At 50.6% G+C, this 20,929-nt stretch carries 18 protein-coding genes, 1 tRNA gene and 1 pseudogene; 11 read left to right on the top strand and 9 right to left on the bottom strand.

Annotated features, from left to right (window positions below; translation table 11 throughout):
• Positions 1–34: 34 nt before the first annotated feature.
• Positions 35–691, bottom strand: coding sequence for an ABC transporter ATP-binding protein (locus tag EBB79_RS10610; protein ID WP_127750955.1), 657 nt, complete (start codon positions 689–691; stop codon positions 35–37).
• A gap of 247 nt (positions 692–938) precedes the next feature.
• Here EBB79_RS10610 and EBB79_RS10605 point away from each other — a divergent pair, with 247 nt between their 5' ends.
• Positions 939–1,385: a potassium channel family protein gene (locus EBB79_RS10605; protein ID WP_127748864.1), complete on the top strand. Its 447-nt coding sequence runs from the start codon at positions 939–941 to the stop codon at positions 1,383–1,385.
• Here the strand turns inward: EBB79_RS10605 and cls are convergent.
• Positions 1,382–2,800, bottom strand: coding sequence for a cardiolipin synthase (cls, locus tag EBB79_RS10600; RefSeq protein WP_127750954.1), 1,419 nt, complete (start codon positions 2,798–2,800; stop codon positions 1,382–1,384). The genes EBB79_RS10605 and cls overlap by 4 nt on opposite strands.
• A gap of 227 nt (positions 2,801–3,027) precedes the next feature.
• On the opposite strand from cls, the gene EBB79_RS10595 reads away from it, so the two are divergent.
• The gene (locus EBB79_RS10595) at positions 3,028–3,909 is read left to right on the top strand and encodes a YihY/virulence factor BrkB family protein (RefSeq protein WP_127748863.1); all 882 of its coding nucleotides are present in this window, start codon (positions 3,028–3,030) and stop codon (positions 3,907–3,909) included.
• 382 nt (positions 3,910–4,291) lie between these two features.
• Here EBB79_RS10595 and EBB79_RS10590 read toward each other — a convergent pair whose 3' ends face one another.
• Together EBB79_RS10590 and EBB79_RS10585 are read right to left on the bottom strand one after the other, a co-directional pair.
• A complete protein-coding gene (locus tag EBB79_RS10590) occupies positions 4,292–5,008 on the bottom strand; it encodes an RlmE family RNA methyltransferase (protein ID WP_127748862.1) in 717 nt (238 codons plus the stop codon).
• Positions 5,009–5,252: 244 nt separating this feature from the next.
• On the bottom strand, positions 5,253–6,365 hold the full coding sequence (locus EBB79_RS10585; RefSeq protein ID WP_127748861.1) for a Ppx/GppA phosphatase family protein: 1,113 nt from the start codon (positions 6,363–6,365) through the stop codon (positions 5,253–5,255).
• 289 nt (positions 6,366–6,654) lie between these two features.
• Here EBB79_RS10585 and EBB79_RS10580 point away from each other — a divergent pair, with 289 nt between their 5' ends.
• The 4 genes and pseudogenes from EBB79_RS10580 to EBB79_RS10565 form a co-directional block, all read left to right on the top strand.
• Positions 6,655–6,951 carry a virulence factor gene (locus tag EBB79_RS10580; protein ID WP_127748860.1) on the top strand — a complete coding sequence of 99 codons (297 nt, stop codon included), beginning with the start codon at positions 6,655–6,657 and terminating at the stop codon, positions 6,949–6,951.
• Positions 6,952–6,977: 26 nt separating this feature from the next.
• Positions 6,978–7,904, top strand: coding sequence for a methylenetetrahydrofolate reductase (locus EBB79_RS10575; RefSeq protein ID WP_127748859.1), 927 nt, complete (start codon positions 6,978–6,980; stop codon positions 7,902–7,904).
• 9 nt (positions 7,905–7,913) lie between these two features.
• Positions 7,914–8,969 (top strand): dihydropteroate synthase, encoded by a 1,056-nt coding sequence (locus tag EBB79_RS10570; RefSeq protein WP_127748858.1) that lies wholly within the window; start codon positions 7,914–7,916, stop codon positions 8,967–8,969.
• 234 nt (positions 8,970–9,203) lie between these two features.
• A pseudogene (locus tag EBB79_RS10565) lies at positions 9,204–9,716 on the top strand (transposase); the annotation flags it as partial.
• A gap of 533 nt (positions 9,717–10,249) precedes the next feature.
• Here EBB79_RS10565 and EBB79_RS10560 read toward each other — a convergent pair.
• A tRNA-Arg gene (locus tag EBB79_RS10560) sits at positions 10,250–10,326 on the bottom strand.
• Between the two features lie 261 nt (positions 10,327–10,587).
• Entirely contained in the window at positions 10,588–11,157 is a 570-nt protein-coding gene (mepK, locus tag EBB79_RS10555; RefSeq protein ID WP_127750953.1) for a peptidoglycan L,D-endopeptidase MepK, read from the bottom strand.
• A gap of 357 nt (positions 11,158–11,514) precedes the next feature.
• Here mepK and EBB79_RS10550 point away from each other — a divergent pair, with 357 nt between their 5' ends.
• From EBB79_RS10550 to EBB79_RS10535, 4 genes are read left to right on the top strand one after another with little or no spacing between them, the layout of a single operon-like run.
• A complete protein-coding gene (locus EBB79_RS10550) occupies positions 11,515–13,140 on the top strand; it encodes a L,D-transpeptidase family protein (RefSeq protein ID WP_127748857.1) in 1,626 nt (541 codons plus the stop codon).
• A gap of 41 nt (positions 13,141–13,181) precedes the next feature.
• Complete coding sequence (locus EBB79_RS10545; protein ID WP_127748856.1) at positions 13,182–14,255, top strand: UDP-3-O-(3-hydroxymyristoyl)glucosamine N-acyltransferase; 1,074 nt, start codon at positions 13,182–13,184, stop codon at positions 14,253–14,255.
• Positions 14,256–14,303: 48 nt separating this feature from the next.
• Positions 14,304–14,558, top strand: a complete 255-nt coding sequence (locus EBB79_RS10540) for an acyl carrier protein (protein WP_127748855.1) — start codon at positions 14,304–14,306, stop codon at positions 14,556–14,558.
• Between the two features lie 28 nt (positions 14,559–14,586).
• Positions 14,587–15,795, top strand: a complete 1,209-nt coding sequence (locus tag EBB79_RS10535; protein ID WP_127748854.1) for a beta-ketoacyl-[acyl-carrier-protein] synthase family protein — start codon at positions 14,587–14,589, stop codon at positions 15,793–15,795.
• Between the two features lie 73 nt (positions 15,796–15,868).
• Here EBB79_RS10535 and EBB79_RS10530 read toward each other — a convergent pair whose 3' ends face one another.
• A complete protein-coding gene (locus EBB79_RS10530; protein ID WP_127748853.1) occupies positions 15,869–16,510 on the bottom strand; it encodes an invasion associated locus B family protein in 642 nt (213 codons plus the stop codon).
• A gap of 473 nt (positions 16,511–16,983) precedes the next feature.
• Here EBB79_RS10530 and EBB79_RS10525 point away from each other — a divergent pair, with 473 nt between their 5' ends.
• A complete protein-coding gene (locus tag EBB79_RS10525; RefSeq protein WP_127748852.1) occupies positions 16,984–18,525 on the top strand; it encodes a helicase HerA-like domain-containing protein in 1,542 nt (513 codons plus the stop codon).
• A 64-nt stretch (positions 18,526–18,589) separates the two neighbouring features.
• Here EBB79_RS10525 and EBB79_RS10520 read toward each other — a convergent pair whose 3' ends face one another.
• Together EBB79_RS10520 and EBB79_RS10515 are read right to left on the bottom strand one after the other, a co-directional pair.
• Positions 18,590–19,912, bottom strand: coding sequence for a branched-chain amino acid ABC transporter permease (locus tag EBB79_RS10520; protein ID WP_127748851.1), 1,323 nt, complete (start codon positions 19,910–19,912; stop codon positions 18,590–18,592).
• Positions 19,909–20,919 (bottom strand): branched-chain amino acid ABC transporter permease, encoded by a 1,011-nt coding sequence (locus EBB79_RS10515; protein WP_127748850.1) that lies wholly within the window; start codon positions 20,917–20,919, stop codon positions 19,909–19,911. Before EBB79_RS10515 ends, EBB79_RS10520 begins: the two co-directional genes overlap by 4 nt.
• Positions 20,920–20,929: the final 10 nt, after the last annotated feature.

Genomic DNA, 20,929 nt, shown 5'->3' with positions numbered 1-20,929 from the left:
CAATGTGACAACAATGCGCATAGGGCGGCGCGTCTCATTGAATTTGGCCCTCACTCAGATGGACCCGGCGATCCAATTGGTCGGCTATTTGAGCAGAATGTGTCACAAGAAACAGAGAAGTTCCGCTATTACGGACCAATTCTAGCATCAGCTTCAACACTTCGGCGCTGGCGGTTTCATCCAAATTTCCGGTGGGTTCATCTGCCAACAAAAGCTTTGGTCGAACCGCCAATGCGCGGCCAATGGCAACGCGTTGTTGTTGACCACCGGATAACTGCTCGGGATATCGGTGGGTTAAATTTTCAAGGCCCAAACGGCGAGTCAATGTTGTGATCCAACCAACATCAACGCGACCACCTAGACGGGCATGTAGAATTAAGTTTTGCGTGACAGTGAGTGAAGGAACGAGATTAAACTGTTGAAAAACCACCGCAACTTCTGTTCTTCTTAATTTTGCCCGGGTGCTGTCTTTTAGGCCAGTCAGGCTTGTACCATCAATGGTAATATCACCGCTGTCATAGTGGTCAAGCGCGGCAATGAGGTGCAAGAGAGTGCTTTTTCCCGATCCACTTTCCCCAGTCAACGCAACACTTGCCCCTATTTCTAGATCCAAGGAGACGTCGCGAAGAACTGCCCGGGATTGGTCTTGCCCCGGATAACATTTACTTATGTTTCGGATGCTTACTAGCATATCATTGACCATTTCCAACTTACCTTATGGGGCATCCAATCCAATTAACTGAATACTTGTCGAGCAATACTGTCCAGTACAAGCTGCATTTCCGGAATTTTCGAGTGCAGGAGAAAGTTTGAACAATTTCGGTTGTAGGTGCGAACTGACCGATGTTTGGCAATTGCATCTGGCGACAGTGACCTGATATAATTAGACTATTGAAACGATCGCCCCATTTCTCAGACGAAACCATAAGGATAGCGGCATGTCTCTACTTCAACAGCTCTTGTGGGGGAGCTTGGTACTGATACTGTGCCTCATACTGGAAACAGCGATCCTATTACTTTGCGCCAAAACCCTTAAGCGACTGGTCAAACGATTTGGCGCAATTGTAAGACCAAGGCACACAACGTCATTCATTTTTGTTGCGTTGTCTTATGTTATTTTTGCGCACACTCTTCAGGTGTGGATCTGGTCGTCCGGTTTCGTACTTTCTGGCGCGCTACCTGATTGGAATACCGCAGTTTATTTCTCCTTGGTGACCTACACGACGTTAGGTTATGGGGACGTGATCCTTGGTCCTGCGATGCGAATTTTTGCTGCTTTTTCGGCCGTCACGGGCTTGTTGGGATTTGGTATAAGTACCGCTTTCCTTGTTGGAGCGATTGGGCATATTTTTGTTGTTGATAATAAAGTTGATGGGGATATCTAAAGTACTGGGGCAAACAGGCGCGCGACTGGAGCAGCCAGCCGAATGAGCAATTTTTGCTGCTCCAGTCCCTTAGTGATTTCATCAGACCGAGAAAAATCAATTTTCAGCATTTCTGAAACCTGCTGTGCGACCATGATATCGAAGAAAAACGCCATGGCTTCGAAATTTAGACGAAATGAGCGATTATCCAAATTGGTGGTTCCAATACCTGCAAAAGTTTCATCAACAAGGATGACCTTTTGATGCATGAAGCCAGGTTTGTAGCGAAAAATTCTAACCCCGGCTGCACGTAGGTCGTCAAAATAGGAATAGGCAGCCAACCATGGTGCATAATGGTCAATGATGTCAGGCAACAGGATGCGGACATCAATGCCTTTTAACGCAGCATGTTTCAGGGCTGCAACCACATCCAGGTCAGGGACAAAATACGGAGAACCGATCCAGACCCTGTGCTTAGCGGCTGAAATTGCTGAGAAATACATCATGGAACCTGTTTCTGTAGTATTATCTCCGGGTCCAGTCGCGATGACTAATGCAGCCAAATCCTGGCTCGAAATATGAGCAGTCCAATTTAAGAGTTCTAACAGTGGCTCATCCGTCACCCAATGCCAGTCCTCAGCAAATGTAAGCTGTAGCTGAAGTACAACGGGCCCGGAAATGCGGACATTTGTATCGCGCCATGGGCCAAAAGTTGGATCTTTTCCAATGTATTCGTCGCCGACGTTCAATCCACCAGTAAAGCCAATCTTTCCATCGATGATCACAGTTTTGCGATGATTTCTAAAGTTGAGGAGAAACCTGTGTTTTGGCCCGCGCCGAGTACCGGGATCCACTAAGTTCACTCCTGCAGCCTGTAAACCTAGTGAATAACTATGAGGCAGAGCATGGCTGCCCACTGCATCTGTCATAAACCACACAGCCACTCCGCGTTGAGCCGCTGCGATCATATGATCCCGCAGGCGCCGTCCAAGCACATCATCACGAACTATGTAAAATTGTACCAAGACATAATCATGGGCTTCGTCAATAGCCTGGAAAATACTCCGGAAAGCGGCCTCACCGTCGATCAACAGATCAAACCCGTTGCCTCGACAAATCGGTAGTCCAGCAACCGATTCAAATGGGTTTGGGTTAATTGCCATCTGCTCGGGCGCAACCGAGTAGTTTTGGGCGAAGGTTTTGATGCCTTGAACTGCACGTTCCGATTGAAGGCGAGCAGCGCGGTAATTTTTGAACCTGTGATGGCCAAAGAACATGTAAGCGGGAAGGGCGACAATCGGAAGAGCGAGTAAGAACACAACCCAACCCATTGCACCTTGAGGCGTGCGGGCCGTTCTCGCGGCGCTTAGAGCTGACAATCCAGCTGCTGTCCACATTGTCAAAATGAATAGAGAACTGAGTGTGATTGATAACATGTTTTTCGCCATATTTTCAATTGTTTGAAGGTTTATCTTAGTTCAAGTTGTAGTTTGGAAATTTGGTCAAGCGTGTAGCCAATCCACATGGAAAGCATGAATTTGTAAATTGAGTATTACCACAAAAATAGTAATGCGCGCCAATGTGGAAATCGAACAATCAGGTTGCATCCCATGGGATTAATTGCCTTATCTGGAAGTGTGGCTTTCCAGGTGGATAATCTTTGATGCAGATGTCATTTTTCCATGCGTTGCCCGCAGCGCTACTATCTGCGGTACAGCGCTTTAATCGCAAGCAAGGTTGGGTGCTTAGCAGTCATATAGCGATGTCTATGATGCTGGCGTTGTTCCCTTTTGTATTATTTACGGTCGCCTTGGCCGGTGCAGTGGCTGGTTTGCTGTCACAGGATGTGCAGCTTGAAGATATGGTGGATCTTGTTTTTGGGTCCTGGCCGCAGGCAGTAGCGGAACCAATTGTGAATGAACTTTACGCTGTGTTAGCGGCTTCGAATTCCAAGCTCATGACCTTGGGCGGTGTCCTGGCACTGTATTTCGCGTCCAACGGGGTCGATGCTGTTCGTTTGGCTATGGTTCAAGCCTACCGAGACGATGATCCTCGACCATACTGGAAATGCCGTTTGTTGTGTATTTCTTTCGTAATATTAGGCGGGGCAGGGATCATGGCAACGGCGTTCTTCGAGTTTCTCATGCCGCTGTTTGCCCGCTACCTTGCGGACTTTTTTCCGCAGATTACGATTGGGACCGGCTGGGAGGACGGCTTGAACGGTTTTCTGGTGACAGTGGCGCCGCTGATTGCGGTTCTGGCTTGTCACGTTTTGTTGCCGGGTCATATTCACAAACTGCGACACATTCTACCGGGGGCGTTGTTGACTGTAATTTTGTGGTGGGGGGCAAGCTGGGGATTTTCTGTATATGTCGGTGGTTTTGCACGATATTCAGCGACATATGCTGGGCTGGCGGGGGCCATGGCTGCACTTATTTTCCTATATCTCAACGCCGCGATCCTAATTTTAGGTGCAGAATTTAACGGGGCTTTGATGCAGACCCTTGGACATGAGGGCCAGGAAGAAAGGCGTACTGAAACATAGTACCCGCGCCGAGTGGCAAAGCCGTCAAATGCCAAACGTCCCGCTTCAGAGAATGTCCCAGAAAAGGCAAGGTTTTAGACAAAGTGGCAATATTGCCTTAATTCGGCCATCCCTCAGGCGTAGTTGTTACCTATCCTTTAACCATAAATTGGGCCACCTTTTGGACGAGGAGGGATTTGATGACGAAATTGAAGGCAAGAATTCGCCATTCGCAACTTTTTGAATTGATACGGCAAAAGCACGCCGCGGATCAGGCCTGCATGCGCCTGCGGGTATCGCGGCGTAGCGAAGGAGAGGGAGTGGATACCTTAGCATTTCGCGCGTTAGCCGAGCGTTCTCTTCGATTGCCCCACACCCGACACGTCTAATCGAAGGCTATAATTTATCCCCTAAAGCCCATCGCAACCACAAACTTCTCCGAGCTATCCGAGCGCGAGGCGGGGGGTTTCATATTCATTACTTTGGTAAATTTCTGTTTTAGAATTTTTTGCAATTCACCCTCAGCGCCGCCAGCCAGCACCTTGGCGACAAATGTTCCACCTTCTTCGAGCACATCAAACGAAAAGTAGGCAGCAGCTTCACATAGCGAGATAATCCGAAGGTGGTCAGTCTGTTTATGACCGCAACTTGCCGCAGCCATATCCGACATCACAACATCCGCTTTGCCCCCCAGCCATTCTTTGACCTGAATGTCGGCGCCATCATCCATAAAATCAAGTTGATGCAATTCAGCTCCGGCCAAGCTTTCCATTTCCTGCAGGTCGACGCCTAGGATAGTGCCAATTGCTTTGCCCTTTTTTTCACCCAGAGCATTGATCCGTTTCACTGCAACTTGGCACCAACCACCGGGAGCACAGCCCAGATCAACAACCCGGGCTCCGGGAACCAGGAAACGATATTTATCGTCGACTTCCATGATCTTATACGCTGCTCTTCCCCGGTAACCTTCGGTTTGCGCACGTTTTACATATGGGTCATTCAACTGACGTTGCAGCCAGCGACTTGAACTTAGAGTGCGCCCGCGAGCTGTCTTTACCTTAACCTTCAGGTCACGTTGTCCGCGCCCCGAGGTATTCTTGCCAGTTGGTGTTTTAGCCATCACAGTGATCCGTTTCATGCCGTCAGGCGGTCAGGGCTTGAAAACCCTCATGAGTTATATGTCGACTTAGGCCAATGCGAGGCAAAGGAAAAGGGGCATTAATTTCGTAACTGCGTCAGCGCGGCAGTAAAAATTGCAACTTTTCTATCTGTCTCACTGTTTGACTAAACCACAAACCAGACACCGAGAACCATAAAGGCCTTACAAAACTATGATAGTCGGGGAGCCTGAGATGCTAAGTATTTTAGAACGGGCTATCGTCCAACACGCCGGCCGCGCTCATTTGGGCATAAAGCAGACCTTCACGCAGCCCCCTGTCGGCAACAGATAGCCGGTCGGTTGGCCAGCAACGAAGCAGGGCCTGCAAAATTGCGGAACCAGACATAATCAAGGCCTGACGGTCCTCGCCAATTCGTGGATCACGCCGTCGCCCTAATGGCCCAAGGTCGAGATAACCGCGGATAACCCGGTCGATTTGGTCGCTTGTCATTCGCAACCCGTCCACTTTGGTCCGGTCGTAACGCTTCAAGCCCAAATGAGACGCTGCAACTGTTGTCACAGTGCCTGATGTCCCGACAATCTGGAACCCTGCACGATCTTGTGCGTTTTTATATGGGGCGAATTCTGACAGGTTTTCTTCGAAAAACCAACTCATTAGGGCGAATCTTGCGGCGTCGTCGTCAACGTCATTGAACTGATCACGAAGCGTGGCAACGCCTAGCGGGACAGAGATCCAATCCACAACTTTGGCGTTGGGAAACACACTATCTGTGGTGTGGAATCCATTGTGCAAACGCATGATAGCGGCTGGTCGGTCACGCCGGGGAACCGAAGAAATGTCTATCCACACAAGTTCTGTTGATCCGCCACCGATATCCACGACCAAGAGCTGCTCAGTCTGTGTCGACACCAGTGGTGCACAGGAAATCACGGCCAAACGCGCTTCTTCCTCCGGCTGAATGATCTCGAGTGTGAGACCGGTTTCACGTTTTACCTGACGAATAAACTCGCGCGAGTTTTTGGCTCTGCGACAGGCCTCGGTTGCCACAAGTCGCATATGTGTAACGCGATTCCGTCTCAATTTTTGCTGACAGATTCTCAGCGCCTGAATGGTGCGCGCCATCGATGACCGCGACAGCCGCCCGGTCCGTTCCAATCCGGCGCCAAGCTGCACCGATTTGGAGAAACTGTCCACCACATGAAAGCCGCTGCCCTTGGGTTGGGCAATCAGCATCCGGCAGCTATTTGTACCCAAATCCAACGCAGCATATAATGCGTCGGGGTTAGGTCGGGCTGGCACGGGGGTCTCTACCGCTTTTGGGAACGCGCCCGTACCATTGGAACGCCTGGGCGCCATGAGTCACGCCCTCCGATTATCGTGTTGCCTTGAGCATAGGTGGGCGGACCGGCACACGCAAGACGCAGTGAGCCCCGTCATTCACTTGGATTGGGGCCATCACATCAAACTCATAAACCAGATGAGAATTATGACGATTTCTGCCTGTAGCCTTTGTTGAGGCAAAAATGTAATTTCCTTGCATTGAAAAACGTCGCTCAGAACTCTTGGTTTGTCGAAATTCGACCTACGCGCCGCCCATAGGCGCACTAGAACGACAAGTAACAGAGCGACCTGAAAGGAAACGGCAATGCCTGAAGTCACTATCGTGTATTGGCGGGATATTCCGGCCCAGGTTATCGTCGGCCGAGGCCGTCGAGGGGCCAAGCATCAGCTTGAAGAGCGGTTTGAGCAAGCCATTGATCGCGCCGCCATGAAAGTGAATGCCAAAGATGCAGATGCATATCTGGCGGAATGGCGAAAAAGCGAACCCTATACGCTTGACGGGGACGCGGCTGAAATTGTGGCTGCTGAAGCCGCGCGCCTTGAGACTGAGTTTGATCAAGACCGGCTCAAAAAATTGATTCAGAACGACGGATGGGCCTAGGCTCGACACGACTATGGGAGGCCGTGATGGCTTTGTTGAACTTTAAAAAACGTGATGCCGGTGGTGCACAACCCGTCAATCCTCAAGTTGAGGCCTTCTTGCAGGGGTATTCAATCGAAGTTATGCCGCGTACGGCCGCCAAGGTTGATGACTTCCGCGATCTGCTGCCCGCAGGGACCCGAGTCTACGTCGCTCATATCGAAGGTACCCCAATCGAGGAAATGGTTGCGACCGCCAAGCGGTTGAATGATCAGGGATTTCCAGTCATGCCGCACTTTCCGGCGCGGATTATCCAAGACAAGGCAACACTGGCAGACTGGCTGGACCGTTACCAAAGTGAAGCGGATATCAAGCAGGCCCTGCTGTTGGCTGGCGGTGTGAAGACACCTTTTGGTGAGTTTGAGAGCTCGATGCAACTGTTGGAGACAGGTCTGTTCGACAAAGCTGGGTTTACCACTTTACACGTGGCCGGGCACCCAGAAGGAAACAAGGACATTGATCCTGACGGATCTGATAAGAACGTCTCTGAAGCGCTTATGTGGAAACAAAAATTCTACGAGCGCACGGATGCAAAAATGGCATTAGCGACACAGTTTGCTTTCGAAGCTGATCCTATAATCGAATGGGCTGACGCAATTAAAGCTGCTGGAGTTGATATTCCGATCCACATCGGTATCGCCGGTCCGGCCAAACTGCAGACGCTGATTAAATTCGCGATTGCCTGTGGGGTAGGTCCGTCGCTCAAGGTGCTACAGAAACGCGCGATGGATGTTACTAAGCTGTTATTGCCATACGAGCCGACTGACGTGCTAACCAAATTGGCGGCGCACAAAGCAGAAAACCCGGACTTTAACATCACAAATGTGCATTTTTTCCCTCTAGGCGGTATTAAAACCAATGCCAACTGGGCAATCAATAATGGCGGTGCTTCGGCAAAGCCGGTCAACTCCTAAGGATCAATAATGACCCGTACTGTAGTAGAATCAAAAACAAAAACCGCGGTCCTTGGTTTTGACGAACCGTTCTGTGTGATCGGTGAACGGATCAATCCCACCGGCCGTAAGAAATTGGCCGCCGAGTTGGAAGCGGGCGACTTTTCGACCGTTGAGAAAGACGCGTTAGCGCAGGTTTTGGCTGGCGCCAATATTCTCGATATCAATGCAGGAGTCGTTTATAACTCTAACCCAAACCCAAACGAGACCGAGCCGCCATTGATGGCCAAGATCGTTCACATGGTTCAGGGTTTGGTTGACGTTCCTCTTTGCATTGATAGCTCGGTGCCTGGTGCACTTGAGGCCGGATTGGCTGCAGCTGAAGGACGGCCTCTGTTGAACTCGGTGACCGGCGAGGAGGACCGGCTGGAGTTGGTTCTGCCTCTGGTCAAGAAATATAACGTGCCTGTGGTTGCGATCTCTAATGACGACACTGGCATTTCCGAGGATCCCGACGTGCGTTTCGCCGTTGCCAAGAAAATTGTCGAACGGGCTGCCGATTTTGGCATCCCCGCCCATGATATCGTGGTTGATCCCCTGGTTATGCCAATCGGCGCTATGGCGACGGCAGGATTGCAAGTGTTTGCTCTGGTCCGTCGTTTGCGCGAAGAGTTGGGAGTGAATACAACCTGTGGCGCCTCCAATGTTTCCTTCGGTTTGCCCAATCGTCATGGCGTCAATAATGCCTTCCTACCGATGGCTATGGGCGCTGGTATGACCAGTGCGATCATGAACCCCGTGGCGCTGCCGATTTCGCAGAAGAAGATTGCCGAGAAGAAAGCGATCGTTGAGGCTGCCGGAATTATTCTTCCCGAAGGTATGGAGGATGAAGCCTTCGTTGCAATGTTTGGCATGGGCTCGACCAAACCACACGCGGGTAGTGAAATGACAGCCATTCGCGCCGCTAACTTACTGACCAACAACGATCCGCATGGAGGGGAATGGATTAAGTTCAACAAACCACCATCTGCGGATGGCGACGAGGGTCGAAGCCGTCGTGGAGGTGGCCGCCGTCGCCGAGGTTAAGTGCTTTAGAAGTCCGTATTTTGGGGCCAGTCACTATTGTGACTGGCCCTTTTCACTTTGAAACATTCATCTGGGCAATATTGTGGACGCCCGTTTGACTTGGTGGCGCTGCAGAAAATTGGATGCAATTTCACTGCGAAAGTAAATAATTACGAGAATTGGGCTCAAGACCTATTAATACGGTTGAGGTTGTCAGGTCGGCGTTATCCAAGCCCCCGGAACTTCGGGGGTGATGTGAGCAATCTTTACTGGCTTAACGAAGATCAAATGGCGCGGCTTCGGCCCTACTTCCCAAAGAACCACGGTGTGCCAATGGTTGATGATCGGCGTGCCCTAAGTGGAATTCTATTCTTTAACTGCAAGGGCTTTCGCCGGTGTGATGCGCCAAGGGAGTACGGACCATCCAAGACGCTTTACAACCGGTGGAAACGGTGGAGCAAATGGGAATATTTGCCCGGATTATGGACAGGCTTGCTGATGAAGCTCCAGACAGCAAAAATCGTGGCAATGACGCGGATTGGGTCCGTAAAGCCCTTGTGGATATGGGAATTACGCCTTGCATCACCGGACGAAAGTCCCGCGGCTTGGCTGTCTAATATGACAAACGCCGATACAAACGACGCAATTGTATCGAGATCATGTTTGATCGCCTGAAAGACTGGAGGCGCATGGCCAACCCTCTATGACAGATGCCCCAAGGTATTCCCTTCGGCCATCGCCCTCGCTGCAACTATCATATTCAGGTTATGGGTCCTGAGCCTAAGAAACTATCCGACATGCGCGTCGCAGATGCGGACGTGCATCTTGAGAAAACAAAACAAATATTAGAGAATCTTGATGAGGAGCATCGGGAGCAGAAAGGGAACCCCCCATCATTTTTCCTTCGGCAAAGATGACGATTGGATTTCAGAACAGGCGAACTAGATTCGAGGGTTAATCCTAAAGCCCAGTAAGCAAGATGTGTGGATGAACCACAAGACGAGTGGCAGTGGGCACCTGGCATTCAGAACTATTCGCGAGTGGTTGGTGGCCGATGACGTGCCTGCGCGGGGAGGAATTGCCTATACGGCCTGAGACGAACTACCGGCGATTTGTTTAAACTACTTAGCTAACTGGAGCCGTCTTTAACTGAAGTGTGTTTCGGACACTTGAGCCCGGTTTGAGGGGGGGTAGGGGCAAAACAGGGGCGGTCAATCATAATTGAATATCAAACAATTTTCCGGCACCGCACAAAGGTCAACGCAAGACGTTGAGTTGAATGGTGTTTTCGAAGAGGGAAATGGTGCACCTGATAGGATTCGAACCTATGGCCTCTGCCTTCGGAGGGCAGCGCTCTATCCAGCTGAGCTACAGGTGCCTGTTTCAACGGCGGTATAGCTGTCCAAACTTACCACCGCAATGGAAAATTTCGTCTACTCAGTAATCATCGTCAAAATTTGTGCGCACGCAATGTATCTTCGGTTTCAATAGTATATCGCAATAGATTGAGGGAATAAGTATCTGTGATATAATCAAACTCGCTACATCCTGGATGGATGGTCGACAGGCCAGAAAGAAATCATAAAAGCCCGCACGATTGACGCGCGGGCTTTTACAAAAAAACTAAGTCAATAATAGATTAGCCGTTCCAGTTGCGGACCTGTCCGCAATCCATATGGACAAAATTGGAACCACGATACTTACCTACGCCGCCGGCCCGGCAGGCAATGGCTGCTTTTGCCATCTGGCTGACCGACCGTGAAGCTAAACGCAGATCTGCGGCCTGTCCGCGCATATGGAGAGAGTTTTTAGCGACACCGCGTGAACGACGCCGCAACATGGCGTTGGTTTGAGGGCTGCGATAACCCGACAGCATCATATAGGGTTCATTCACTTCAAGCAGGTTATGTGACGCCGCCATGATGTCGATTGTGCGCGCGTCAATCTCTTTGACAAGATCATTTCGCCAGTCGCGCATGAAGTGGTTGATTTCTTTTACAGAATCTTTGATGTACTTGCCATCAATCCAGTAGATCATGTCGATCCGCTCACCGGTCCGGCCCGAGTACATTCGAATGCGTCGAATGTCCCCCGAACCTCTTAGAAAGCCCGCTGCTTTTGAAAATGTTGGAGCTGCACCAAGTGTGGTTGCTGCGAAAGCACCCAATAAGCCCCGTCGGGTCATCCCCGAAGATCTGGTTTCTACCATTGTAAATGCGCCGTCCCGTACGCTGTCCTGCCTGCGCTCGATGTTACAAGCGCTGTTTTCATCCATCCCCGGATGATGTTTGTATGCCACAGCTCGATTCGTGTGCCAAGAAAGGATTGTTGCAACTTGTATCTATTTCCAATTTTCGGCGATTTTTTGCGCAAATTGCGGTATTAACCTGTATTTTTTGATCATATTTCAACCAGGAGTCGGATAGACTGCGTCTACGCGGCATCAGGTGTGGCGGTCGTTGTGTGCTGATGAAAATGTGAATGGACTTCTCCCTCTAGTATTCACCAGAATTTCATGTAGGCAGAGCCTTTAATTGACGTTTAAACCGTTCAAGGAAGTTATGATATGATGTGTATTCCCCATGCGATTTTGTCACCAAAACTAAGAGCAGGCGTTTTTGCTTTGGCACTTGGTGGTTTGGGATTGGGGATGACCTCTGCGCCAGCTCAAGCGCAAGTTACTGCTTTCAAACAAGCAATTGCCGAAGCAGCATCTTCAGATGACGGTGTAGCCGCATTCTATCGCGAAAATGACTATCAGCCGATCTGGACCGGATCAGGAGATATGGATCGTGCGCGCAGGTCTGCTTTACTCGCGGCGCTCGGCAATATTTCAGTCCACGGTTTGCCGGATCGATCTGTTGAGGTAGCGCGGCTAGCTGAGCAGATGCAGAATGCTCGAACCACACGTGATCTGGGCTTGCTCGAAGTCCAACTAAGTCAGGCATTTGTCGACTATGCGACTGATATTCAAACCGGTTTTTTGGTTCCTTCACAAATTGATGACGGGATGGTTCGGGAAAACCCAGAGACAAATAGTAGTGATTTCCTGACCGGAATACGCGACGGTCAGCCAACAGCGTTCATGCGATCTCTGGCGCCCAAATCATCGCAGTATCGGGCGTTGATGAAAGAGAAATTTCGCCTCGAAGCGCTAGTGCAGCAGGGCGGTTGGGGGCCGACACTGCCAAACCGCAAACTGGAACCCGGTCAAAGCGGCCCGGATATTGTTGCCTTACGTAACCGACTAATTTCCATGGGGTATATGCAGCGGAGCGCCACGCTTACCTATGACGGTGCGATTGAGGCTGCAGTCCAGCAATTTCAGGCTGAACATGGGCTGGAAGCTGATGGTGTGGCTGGCAAAGGCACCATTGCCGAAGTGAACAAATCGGTTTCAGCAAGACTGAAGTCGGTCATTGTGGCCATGGAACGTGAGCGTTGGCTGCCGACTGAGCGCGGCGAACGTCATGTATTGGTCAATCAGACTGATTTCACGGCTAGAATAGTTGATCATGGTGATGTCACGTTCGAAACGCGTTCAGTTATTGGAAAGAACCAGGGTGACCGTCGTTCACCTGAATTTTCAGACGTAATGGAACATATGGTTATCAATCCCAGTTGGTATGTTCCGCGGTCCATTGTGACCAAGGAATACTTGCCAAAATTGAAGGCGAATCCAAACGCCGCAAGCCATATTGAAATAACCGACAGCCGGGGACGTCGGGTCAACCGCAGTGCTGTGGACTTCACACAATTTACTGCAAGAAGCTTTCCGTTCGCTATGCGTCAACCGCCGAGTAATCGTAACGCATTGGGGCTGGTTAAATTCATGTTTCCCAATAAATACAACATTTACCTACATGACACGCCAGCCAAAAACCTGTTTTCGCGAGAGGTGCGGGCCTATTCACATGGTTGTATCCGATTGCAACAACCATTTGAATTTGCATATGCATTACTAGCGCGGCAGTCTGAAGATCCCAAAGAGTTTTTTCACCGAGTATTGAACACTGGCAAAGAGACTAAGGTTGAACTTGAACAAAATATCCCCGTGCACATCATTTATCGCACGGCGTTTGTGTCGTCCAAGGGCCGCACCGAATTTCGTCGGGATGTCTATGGACGTGACGCCAAAGTTTGGGCAGCTCTTGAACGGGCAGGGGTGGTGTTGAGCAGCGTTCAAGGGTAACCCTCAGGCCCTAAGCCAATTCATTTCGGGAAGGGCCTGATATGTTTACTATTCGCCAGATAGCTGAAGCACTGGGCGCAGACGCCCAAGGGGATTTGGATCTTCAGATCTCCAGCGCAGCCGAACCCGGTGACGCAGGTCCGCAGGATCTGGCGATGGCAATGTCGCCCAAATATGCGGATACTTTGGGTCAAGGCAGCGCAAAAGCTGCCTTGTTGTGGCCAGATGCCAATTGGCAGGCCATGGGCCTGCAGGCTGCAATCTTCTCACCACGCCCACGAATGGCCATGGCAGGTGTAACGGCAACGTTGGATTCGGGGCAAGGTTTCGGGGGGGGTATTCATCCCTCAGCAATCATTGATCCCTCTGCTGAAGTGGCAGAAGGTGTCAGTGTTGGCCCACTGTCGATTATCAGTGCGGGATCTCGTATTGGAAAAGGGTCCACAATCGGTCCGCATTGTTTTGTTGGTACTGAAGCCGTGATTGGTCCAAATGCGTTTCTACGCGAGATGGTCTCTATTGGTGCTCGCGCTACGATTGGTGCCCGTTTCATTGCCCAACCAGGGGCCCGTGTCGGTAGTGATGGGTTTTCGTTTGTAACACCTGAGGTTTCAGGAGTTGAAAATGTTCGTAAATCCCTTGTGGATCAAGGTGAAGCGGCGGCGCAAACCTGGTTGAGAATTCATTCTCTTGGGGCGGTCGCTATCGGTGACGACGTCGAAGTAGGCGCCAATTGCACTATCGACAATGGGACAATTCGCAACACAGTGATCGGTGACGGGAGCAAACTCGATAACCAGGTCCATATCGGCCACAATACGCGAATTGGTAAAGACTGCTTATTGTGTGGTCAAACTGGCGTCTCTGGGTCAGTAGACATTGGAGACAATGTTGTATTGGCTGGCCAATGTGGAGTGAACGACAATATTTTCATTGGCAATGGAGTGGTCGCTGGTGGTGGCACCAAAATAATATCCAATGTGCCTGCCGGTCGAGTGGTCATGGGATATCCAGCGGTGAAGATGGACACACACACGGACATATACAAAGCACAACGCCGTCTGCCGCGAATAATGCGAGATATTGAAGCGTTGAAAAAGGCTGTTTTCAAATAGTAGCTAAGCCGATAGGTCAACATCAATGCGTCTGATCAGAGGTCTAATATGAGCATTCAAAGCAAGGTGTTTTCCATCATTGCCGAGCAGGCGATTCTGGACCCGTCCGATGTCACTCTCTATAGCACATTAGATGACCTTGGAATTGATAGCATGGGCGTTGTCGAGTGCATCTTTGCTATCGAGGAAGAGTTCGACATTTCAATACCGTTCAATGCTAACGAGCCTGGAAATGGTGACTTTGACATTTCAAATATTGCCTCGATAATATCGGGTATTGAAGTGCTTATTTCTGAAAAATAACAACAGTCTGCAGCCCGAGGTTGATAGTATGAAGCGCGTTGTCATCACTGGGGCTGGAACAATCAACGCATTGGGCCATTCGGTTCCGACGACACTGGCGGCAATGCGCGAAGGGCGATGCGGCATTGGTGATTTGGACTTTCAGGATGTCGATCGTCTGACGATCAAAATTGGCGGACAAGTCCGTGGTTTCGAAACCGAAGGACGTTTTAACCGACAACAGATTAGCCTGTATGACCGGTTTACTCAGTTTACCCTTACAGCAGCCAAAGAGGCGATCGAGCAATCGGGGCTCGAATTCGTCGGTGAATTGGCAGCTAAATCCGGTGTTGTATTGGGCACTGCCGGGGGCGGCGTTTCAACATGGGATGACAATTATCGTTCCGTCTATGAGGACGGCAAAAACCGGGTTCATCCGTTTGTTGTTCCAAAACTAATGAACAATGCTGCCGCAAGTCATGTTTCCATGCAGTATAATCTTAAGGGGCCCAGTTTTACCGTTTCGACGGCCTGTGCATCGTCCAATCATGCCATGGCTCAGGCCTTTCAAATGGTGAGAACCGGAATGGCGCCAACCATGGTGACGGGTGGTTCAGAATCGATGTTGTGTTTTGGCGGTGTGAAGGCCTGGGAAGGTTTGCGGGTGATGTCAAAAGACGCCTGTCGGCCATTTAGTGCGAACAGAAACGGTATGGTGCAGGGAGAAGGGGCTGGAATATTTGTTTTTGAAGATTACGATCACGCCCATGCTCGTGGTGCTGAGATATTATGTGAAGTGATCGGGTTTGCCATGTCATCAGATGCGGCAGATATTGTTATGCCCAGCAAACAGGGGGCTGCGCGCGCTATTTCCGGTGCATTGACCGACGCAAGGGTCAATGCAGATGAAGTTGGTTACATCAACGCCCACGGAACAGGTACGGCTGCAAATGATAAAACTGAATGCGCTGCAGTCGCTGATGTTTTTGGTCCACATGCAGACCGCCTCATGATGTCGTCGACAAAATCCATGCATGGGCATCTGATCGGCGGAACCGGTGCAGTCGAGTTACTGGCTTGTATCATGGCAATACGAGACGGTGTGATTGCCCCGACCATTGGGTATCAGGAGCCAGATCCCGAATGTGCCTTGGATGTGGTGCCGAATGAAGCACGTGATGCAGAGGTTGACGTTGTTCTTAGCAATGCATTTGCCTTTGGCGGACTTAACGCAGTATTGGCCCTGCGTGGAGTCTAGCTCAATTGGTCAAATAAAAAACCGCCGCTCTGGTATGAGCAGCGGTCGAAATTTCCAGTCCTGAATATCTGCCTTATGGCTCGACGATATCTACAACGTCATACCCTGCAGTAAAGCCCTTCAACGACAATTTCAGGTCGATGATCTGGTCCGGCGCTGGGGCAGGACGTATTGAAAGAGTTGCAGAGCCGCCCTTTTTAAAGGCATCAACGTCAGTCTGTGTCAGGCCGATCTGTGCAACGCATCCCTGTGGGCTACAATAGGTGTAATTGTAGCGCTTTCCTGGGGCACCATCTACTGAGATAGTCAACGCTGCTGTTAGCAGGGTTTCCAATGGAACGATTACAGTTGCGGCTGCAACGGCTTGGCCCCCTGGTTGATTAATCCGGAACATCGAAAACTCGGCCATTGGGTTTCCGTTAGGATCGGACAAAATTTGGAGGATAGAGCATGGATCAGTTTCGGCTTCTGTCTTGACACAAGCGAGATCCCAGTCGCCGTGTTTGCCGTTAGAATAACGATCACCCAATTGGGGGCCTGCATTCACTGGTTGGCCAAGATCCAACCCTGCTATGTTAGGGGCTTCAGTAGTGGTTTCCGGCTGCTCTGTTTCAGTGGTTTCGGCTGGAGTAACTGCGTTGCTCTCTTGGGCCGCTAATGGGGCTGAAAACGTGATAATTGCGGCAACCGAAAGCTGAGTCAGGGATTTAAACATGAAAGTCTCTTTTTTTCTGGGCGTCCATTCAGGCATTAGCATGGTGTGCTACCTGTGTCAGGTAGATATCTATGCCGTCAGCGAGAATTGACTACTTCCAGGCCCATGTCAGTACCAGAAAGAACATGTTGGAACAAAATTCAAAAAAGGGAACCAATAAGGTTCCCTTTTCCGTTTGTTCTCCCCGTCGGACTGGCCGACTTATTATTGTTTGTGAGGTTACGAGGGGGGCAGCGTTCGGTCAACAGCTAGGCGCAAAAAAATGTATTGAGAGTGAAAATAATGGGGTTAGAGGTGTTAGATGGTTAGTCGGACCTAAAAAAATGGCCGTGCCACGAGGCACGGCCCAGTCTGACAGGGAGGAATGTCCACTTGACTGCCAGGATGACAACAGCGGACAATTGTTACTATTGCACACAGAAGTTAACGTTTAGTGCGAGTATGAGAGTATTGACTTAATTCAGGATTCGAGCATGGAAAAGACAGTTTTTGTTGGCGGTGGTGGAGACGATTACGCCGCCAAACAGGGGTTGACCCTGAAATACGCCAACCGGCATGGTTTGATAGCGGGGGCGACTGGGACTGGAAAAACTGTAACCCTGCAAATACTGGCCGAAGGCTTTTCGAACGCGGGCGTGCCAGTGATTTTATCTGATGTCAAAGGTGATTTATCAGGATTGGCAAAACCTGGTAGCGAAGGTCACAAATTGCATGATGCATTTGCCGCTCGTGCCACCAAAATTGGATTTGAAAGTTTCGCCTACCATGCTTGCCCGGTGACTTTTTGGGACCTGTTTGGAGTCCAGGGTCATCCAGTTCGTACCACAGTCGCTGAAATGGGTCCGCTTTTACTGGCGCGTCTTTTGGAACTGAGCGACGCACAGGAAGGCATCTTGAATATTGCCTTTCGATTGGCAGATACTGAAGGCTTGCCACTGCTGGATCTAAAAGACCTGCAGTCTATGCTTGTCTGGATTGGCGAAAATAAAGGCCAGCTATCACTTCGCTATGGAAATGTCTCAACCGCGTCGATAGGAGCCATTCAGCGGCGATTGCTGGTGTTGGAAAATCAAGGTGGGAACCAGCTATTTGGCGAGCCCGCACTAGAGCTGAGTGATTTGATGCGATGCGATGCCGAAGGAAAAGGCATGGTAAATATCTTGGCTGCAGACAAATTGATGGCGGCACCAGGGTTATACGCAACATTTCTGCTGTGGTTGTTGAGCGAATTGTTTGAGGAACTGCCCGAAGTAGGTGACCCCGACAAGCCCAAGCTGGTATTCTTTTTCGACGAGGCGCATTTGTTGTTTGATGACGCCCCCAAGGCACTCGTCGATAAGGTTGAACAGGTTGCACGTCTCATTCGATCCAAAGGTGTCGGGATCTATTTTGTCACTCAAAACCCAGCGGACGTTCCCGAGGATATTTTAGGTCAACTGGGCAACCGCATTCAGCATGCTTTGCGTGCCTTTACAGCCAAAGATCGCAAGAGTCTGAAAATGGCGGCTGAGACATATCGAGAAAACCCGAGGTTTTCCACTGAGGAGGCTATACGTGAAGTTGGGGTTGGCGAGGCGGTGACCTCAATGCTGATGAAAAAGGGTGTGCCAGGCATTGTTGAACGTACTCTGATCCGGCCACCCAGTTCGCAACTTGGTCCAATAACAAAAGCCGAACGGGTCGGCATAATGGCCACGTCTGAGATGGCCAATAAATACGACAAGGTTTTAGATCGCCGTTCTGCATACGAAATTTTGTCCCAGCGGGCACAGGCAGCCGCTTCTGAGGCCGAGGTTATTGAGGAACAGACTGAAAGTTTGCCCACCATGGAACGTGAGTATCAATCGGCACGCCGATTTACCGGTCACCGGGTCAGCCGGTCCTCATCGCGCATGACGCGACCGCGTGATACATTTGGCTCAGCCATGAGCGAAGCAGTGATCAAAGAGCTAAAGGGCACTACGGGCCGCCGTTTGGTCCGAGGGATTTTGGGCGGATTGTTCAAGGGGCGTTGATGTTTGCCCGACTTTGTTGACACTTAAATATTGGCGCCGCCCCGGCAACCAGGGCGGCGTTGTTTTATTTTTCAGGGATTAGTCCGCGAGGGCTAAACCTGAGAACAAGCAGCAAGATCAACCCCATGGTGAACAGTCGCATGTGGGCTGTACTTTCCAAAAGATGGGTCTTTAGCGCGCTACCTTCGGCCAGACCGGAGGTGGCGAATGTTATTAAGCCAGTGCCCATCGGTTCAACTTTGATCCAGAAGAACCAGATCAAAATACCGCCCAGTACAGCGCCAAAATTGTTACCTGAACCGCCAACAACAACCATCACCCAAATCAAGAAGGTGAACCGCAGAGGGTTATAGGTTCCAGGTGTCAGCTGTCCATCCAATGTTGTCATCATCGCACCGGCTATACCGCAAATCGCCGAGCCGAGTACAAAGATCTGTAGGTGACGGCGCGTGACATCCTTGCCCATTGCCTCTGAGGCAACCTCATTGTCACGTATAGCCCGCATCATCCGTCCCCATGGGCTCTTGAGAGCCATCTGTGCCATCCACAACAAGGCCAGCAGAACTGCGGTAAACAACAGAGAGTAGATGATTTTCACATAGAGGGTAGAGGCAATGACTGGGTCCAAACCAAGAGATGTAACAGTTTCCATGAACCCAGGATCTTCCTGTAGAGCAATCTCTTTTCGCATGGGTCGGGGCAGGCCAACAACGTTTTTGACGCCGCGCGATAGCCAGTCCTCGTTTTTCATAACTGCGATGATGATTTCAGCGATGCCAAGCGTTGCAATTGCAAGATAATCAGAACGCAGCCCCAATGCGGTTTTGCCGATCAACCAAGCAGCTCCTGCTGCGAGCAATCCGCCGGCGGGCCATGCCAGCAAGACGGGTAGATTTAACCCTCCAAGGTTCCCCAATAGCGCCGGGTTGATGGCTTCAACTCCAGAGACTGCCGGATCAAAAACTGCCCTAAAAGCAAAGAACCCGCCGATTAGGATCGCGGCCAGTACTAGCATTCGGGGTTTACCCGTTGCCATGTTCTTGGTGACAAAGACTGCAGCTACAATTGTCAGTGCGCCCAGTATCAAACCTATGATGATACCAACGCCACCCTGGCTCCAGGCGCCGGGTGTCGGCGCCGATGTTACCAGTACAACCGCCAAACCACCAAGCGCAGTAAAGCCCATGATGCCGACGTTGAACAAGCCTGCAAATCCCCATTGCAGGTTCACACCCAGCGCCATAATGGCCGAGACCAGCCCCATGTTCAGAATACCTAAAGCCGAGTTCCAAGTACCTGAAAAGATGCCATAACTGGTGGTGCCATCTAATATGATCAGGAGTCCGACGAAGGCAAACATAAGAGAGTGTTTTATAGTCTCGCTCATACCGATTTTCCTTTGAAGAGGCCGGTGGGCTTGAACAGAAGAACGATCAAAAGGATAATGAAAGAGACCGCGAATTTGTAGTCTGTGCTGAGTAACTGCACCAATCCATCGGGTTCCAGGTTTTCAGGCATCAAATACCCTAAGACCTTTTTCCAGGCATAGGTGATTGAGACCTCGGAAAAGGCAATGATAAAACCACCTGCGATGGCCCCCAACGGGTTGCCAAGGCCGCCAACAATGGCCGAGGCGAATATTGGCAGAAGAAGCTGGAAATATGTAAAGGGTTTGAAAGACTTATCCAACCCGTACAATACACCGGCAATTGTGGCCAATGCTGCTACGATCATCCAAGTGTACATCACCACGCGTTCGGGGTTGATGCCTGACAGAAGAGCCAGATCCTCGTTGTCCGAATAGGCCCGCATCGATTTACCCGTGCGGGTGCGGTTCAGGAACCAGAACAGAGCGACCACCACAACCACTGCAGTGATCACCGTGATGCCTTGACTGGTCTTAAATGCCAACCCCTCACGTAGGCCTGTCATCGCTTTGAAGTCACGCGCGGAAATGATGAAACGTTCACCATCAGCAAAGCGCTGATCGCCAGGTCCGATGATAAAACGGACCAACCCGTTCATCATGAACATGACACCAAGTGAGACCATCACAAAGATAACTGGCTTGGCTTTTTGCTCTCGGTAGAACCGATAGACAACCCGATCGGTGACCAACAGCAATGCCATGGAGCCCAAAATCCCAAAGGGCAGGGCGAGCAGAGCAGTTGGCAGCGGGCCAAGGTTAATCCCGACTGACTGCATCCACCAGGTCACCAAAATGGTGATCATCGCGCCAAATGCCATTGTATCGCCATGGGCAAAGTTCGAGAACCGAAGAACGCCGTAGATCAAGGTGACACCCAGCGCGCCGAGAGCCAATTGGCTGCCGTAAGCAACCGCTGGGATCATCACATAGTTGGTAAGCGCCACAAGGGCGTTGAGAAGATCCATTATTTGGTCT

The organism is Parasedimentitalea marina (assembly GCF_004006175.1).
Lineage (GTDB): Bacteria > Pseudomonadota > Alphaproteobacteria > Rhodobacterales > Rhodobacteraceae > Parasedimentitalea > Parasedimentitalea marina.
The sequence above is the reverse complement of the archived record's forward strand: the minus strand, read 5'-3'. Positions and strand labels throughout refer to the sequence as shown.

What these genes read in the sequence shown, in the direction of transcription:
- EBB79_RS10525 (WP_127748852.1), top strand. Translation starts at nt 16,984, where the DNA reads ATGGAAAAGACAGTTTTTGTTGGCGGTGGTGGAGACGATTACGCCGCC.
- EBB79_RS10570 (WP_127748858.1), top strand. Translation starts at nt 7,914, where the DNA reads ATGACCCGTACTGTAGTAGAATCAAAAACAAAAACCGCGGTCCTTGGT.
- EBB79_RS10550 (WP_127748857.1), top strand. Translation starts at nt 11,515, where the DNA reads ATGATGTGTATTCCCCATGCGATTTTGTCACCAAAACTAAGAGCAGGC.
- mepK (WP_127750953.1), bottom strand. Translation starts at nt 11,157, where the DNA reads ATGGTAGAAACCAGATCTTCGGGGATGACCCGACGGGGCTTATTGGGT.
- EBB79_RS10610 (WP_127750955.1), bottom strand. Translation starts at nt 691, where the DNA reads ATGCTAGTAAGCATCCGAAACATAAGTAAATGTTATCCGGGGCAAGAC.
- EBB79_RS10605 (WP_127748864.1), top strand. Translation starts at nt 939, where the DNA reads ATGTCTCTACTTCAACAGCTCTTGTGGGGGAGCTTGGTACTGATACTG.
- EBB79_RS10590 (WP_127748862.1), bottom strand. Translation starts at nt 5,008, where the DNA reads ATGGCTAAAACACCAACTGGCAAGAATACCTCGGGGCGCGGACAACGT.
- EBB79_RS10585 (WP_127748861.1), bottom strand. Translation starts at nt 6,365, where the DNA reads ATGGCGCCCAGGCGTTCCAATGGTACGGGCGCGTTCCCAAAAGCGGTA.
- cls (WP_127750954.1), bottom strand. Translation starts at nt 2,800, where the DNA reads ATGTTATCAATCACACTCAGTTCTCTATTCATTTTGACAATGTGGACA.
- EBB79_RS10515 (WP_127748850.1), bottom strand. Translation starts at nt 20,919, where the DNA reads ATGGATCTTCTCAACGCCCTTGTGGCGCTTACCAACTATGTGATGATC.
- EBB79_RS10580 (WP_127748860.1), top strand. Translation starts at nt 6,655, where the DNA reads ATGCCTGAAGTCACTATCGTGTATTGGCGGGATATTCCGGCCCAGGTT.
- EBB79_RS10595 (WP_127748863.1), top strand. Translation starts at nt 3,028, where the DNA reads ATGCAGATGTCATTTTTCCATGCGTTGCCCGCAGCGCTACTATCTGCG.
- EBB79_RS10535 (WP_127748854.1), top strand. Translation starts at nt 14,587, where the DNA reads ATGAAGCGCGTTGTCATCACTGGGGCTGGAACAATCAACGCATTGGGC.
- EBB79_RS10520 (WP_127748851.1), bottom strand. Translation starts at nt 19,912, where the DNA reads ATGAGCGAGACTATAAAACACTCTCTTATGTTTGCCTTCGTCGGACTC.
- EBB79_RS10530 (WP_127748853.1), bottom strand. Translation starts at nt 16,510, where the DNA reads ATGTTTAAATCCCTGACTCAGCTTTCGGTTGCCGCAATTATCACGTTT.
- EBB79_RS10540 (WP_127748855.1), top strand. Translation starts at nt 14,304, where the DNA reads ATGAGCATTCAAAGCAAGGTGTTTTCCATCATTGCCGAGCAGGCGATT.
- EBB79_RS10575 (WP_127748859.1), top strand. Translation starts at nt 6,978, where the DNA reads ATGGCTTTGTTGAACTTTAAAAAACGTGATGCCGGTGGTGCACAACCC.
- EBB79_RS10545 (WP_127748856.1), top strand. Translation starts at nt 13,182, where the DNA reads ATGTTTACTATTCGCCAGATAGCTGAAGCACTGGGCGCAGACGCCCAA.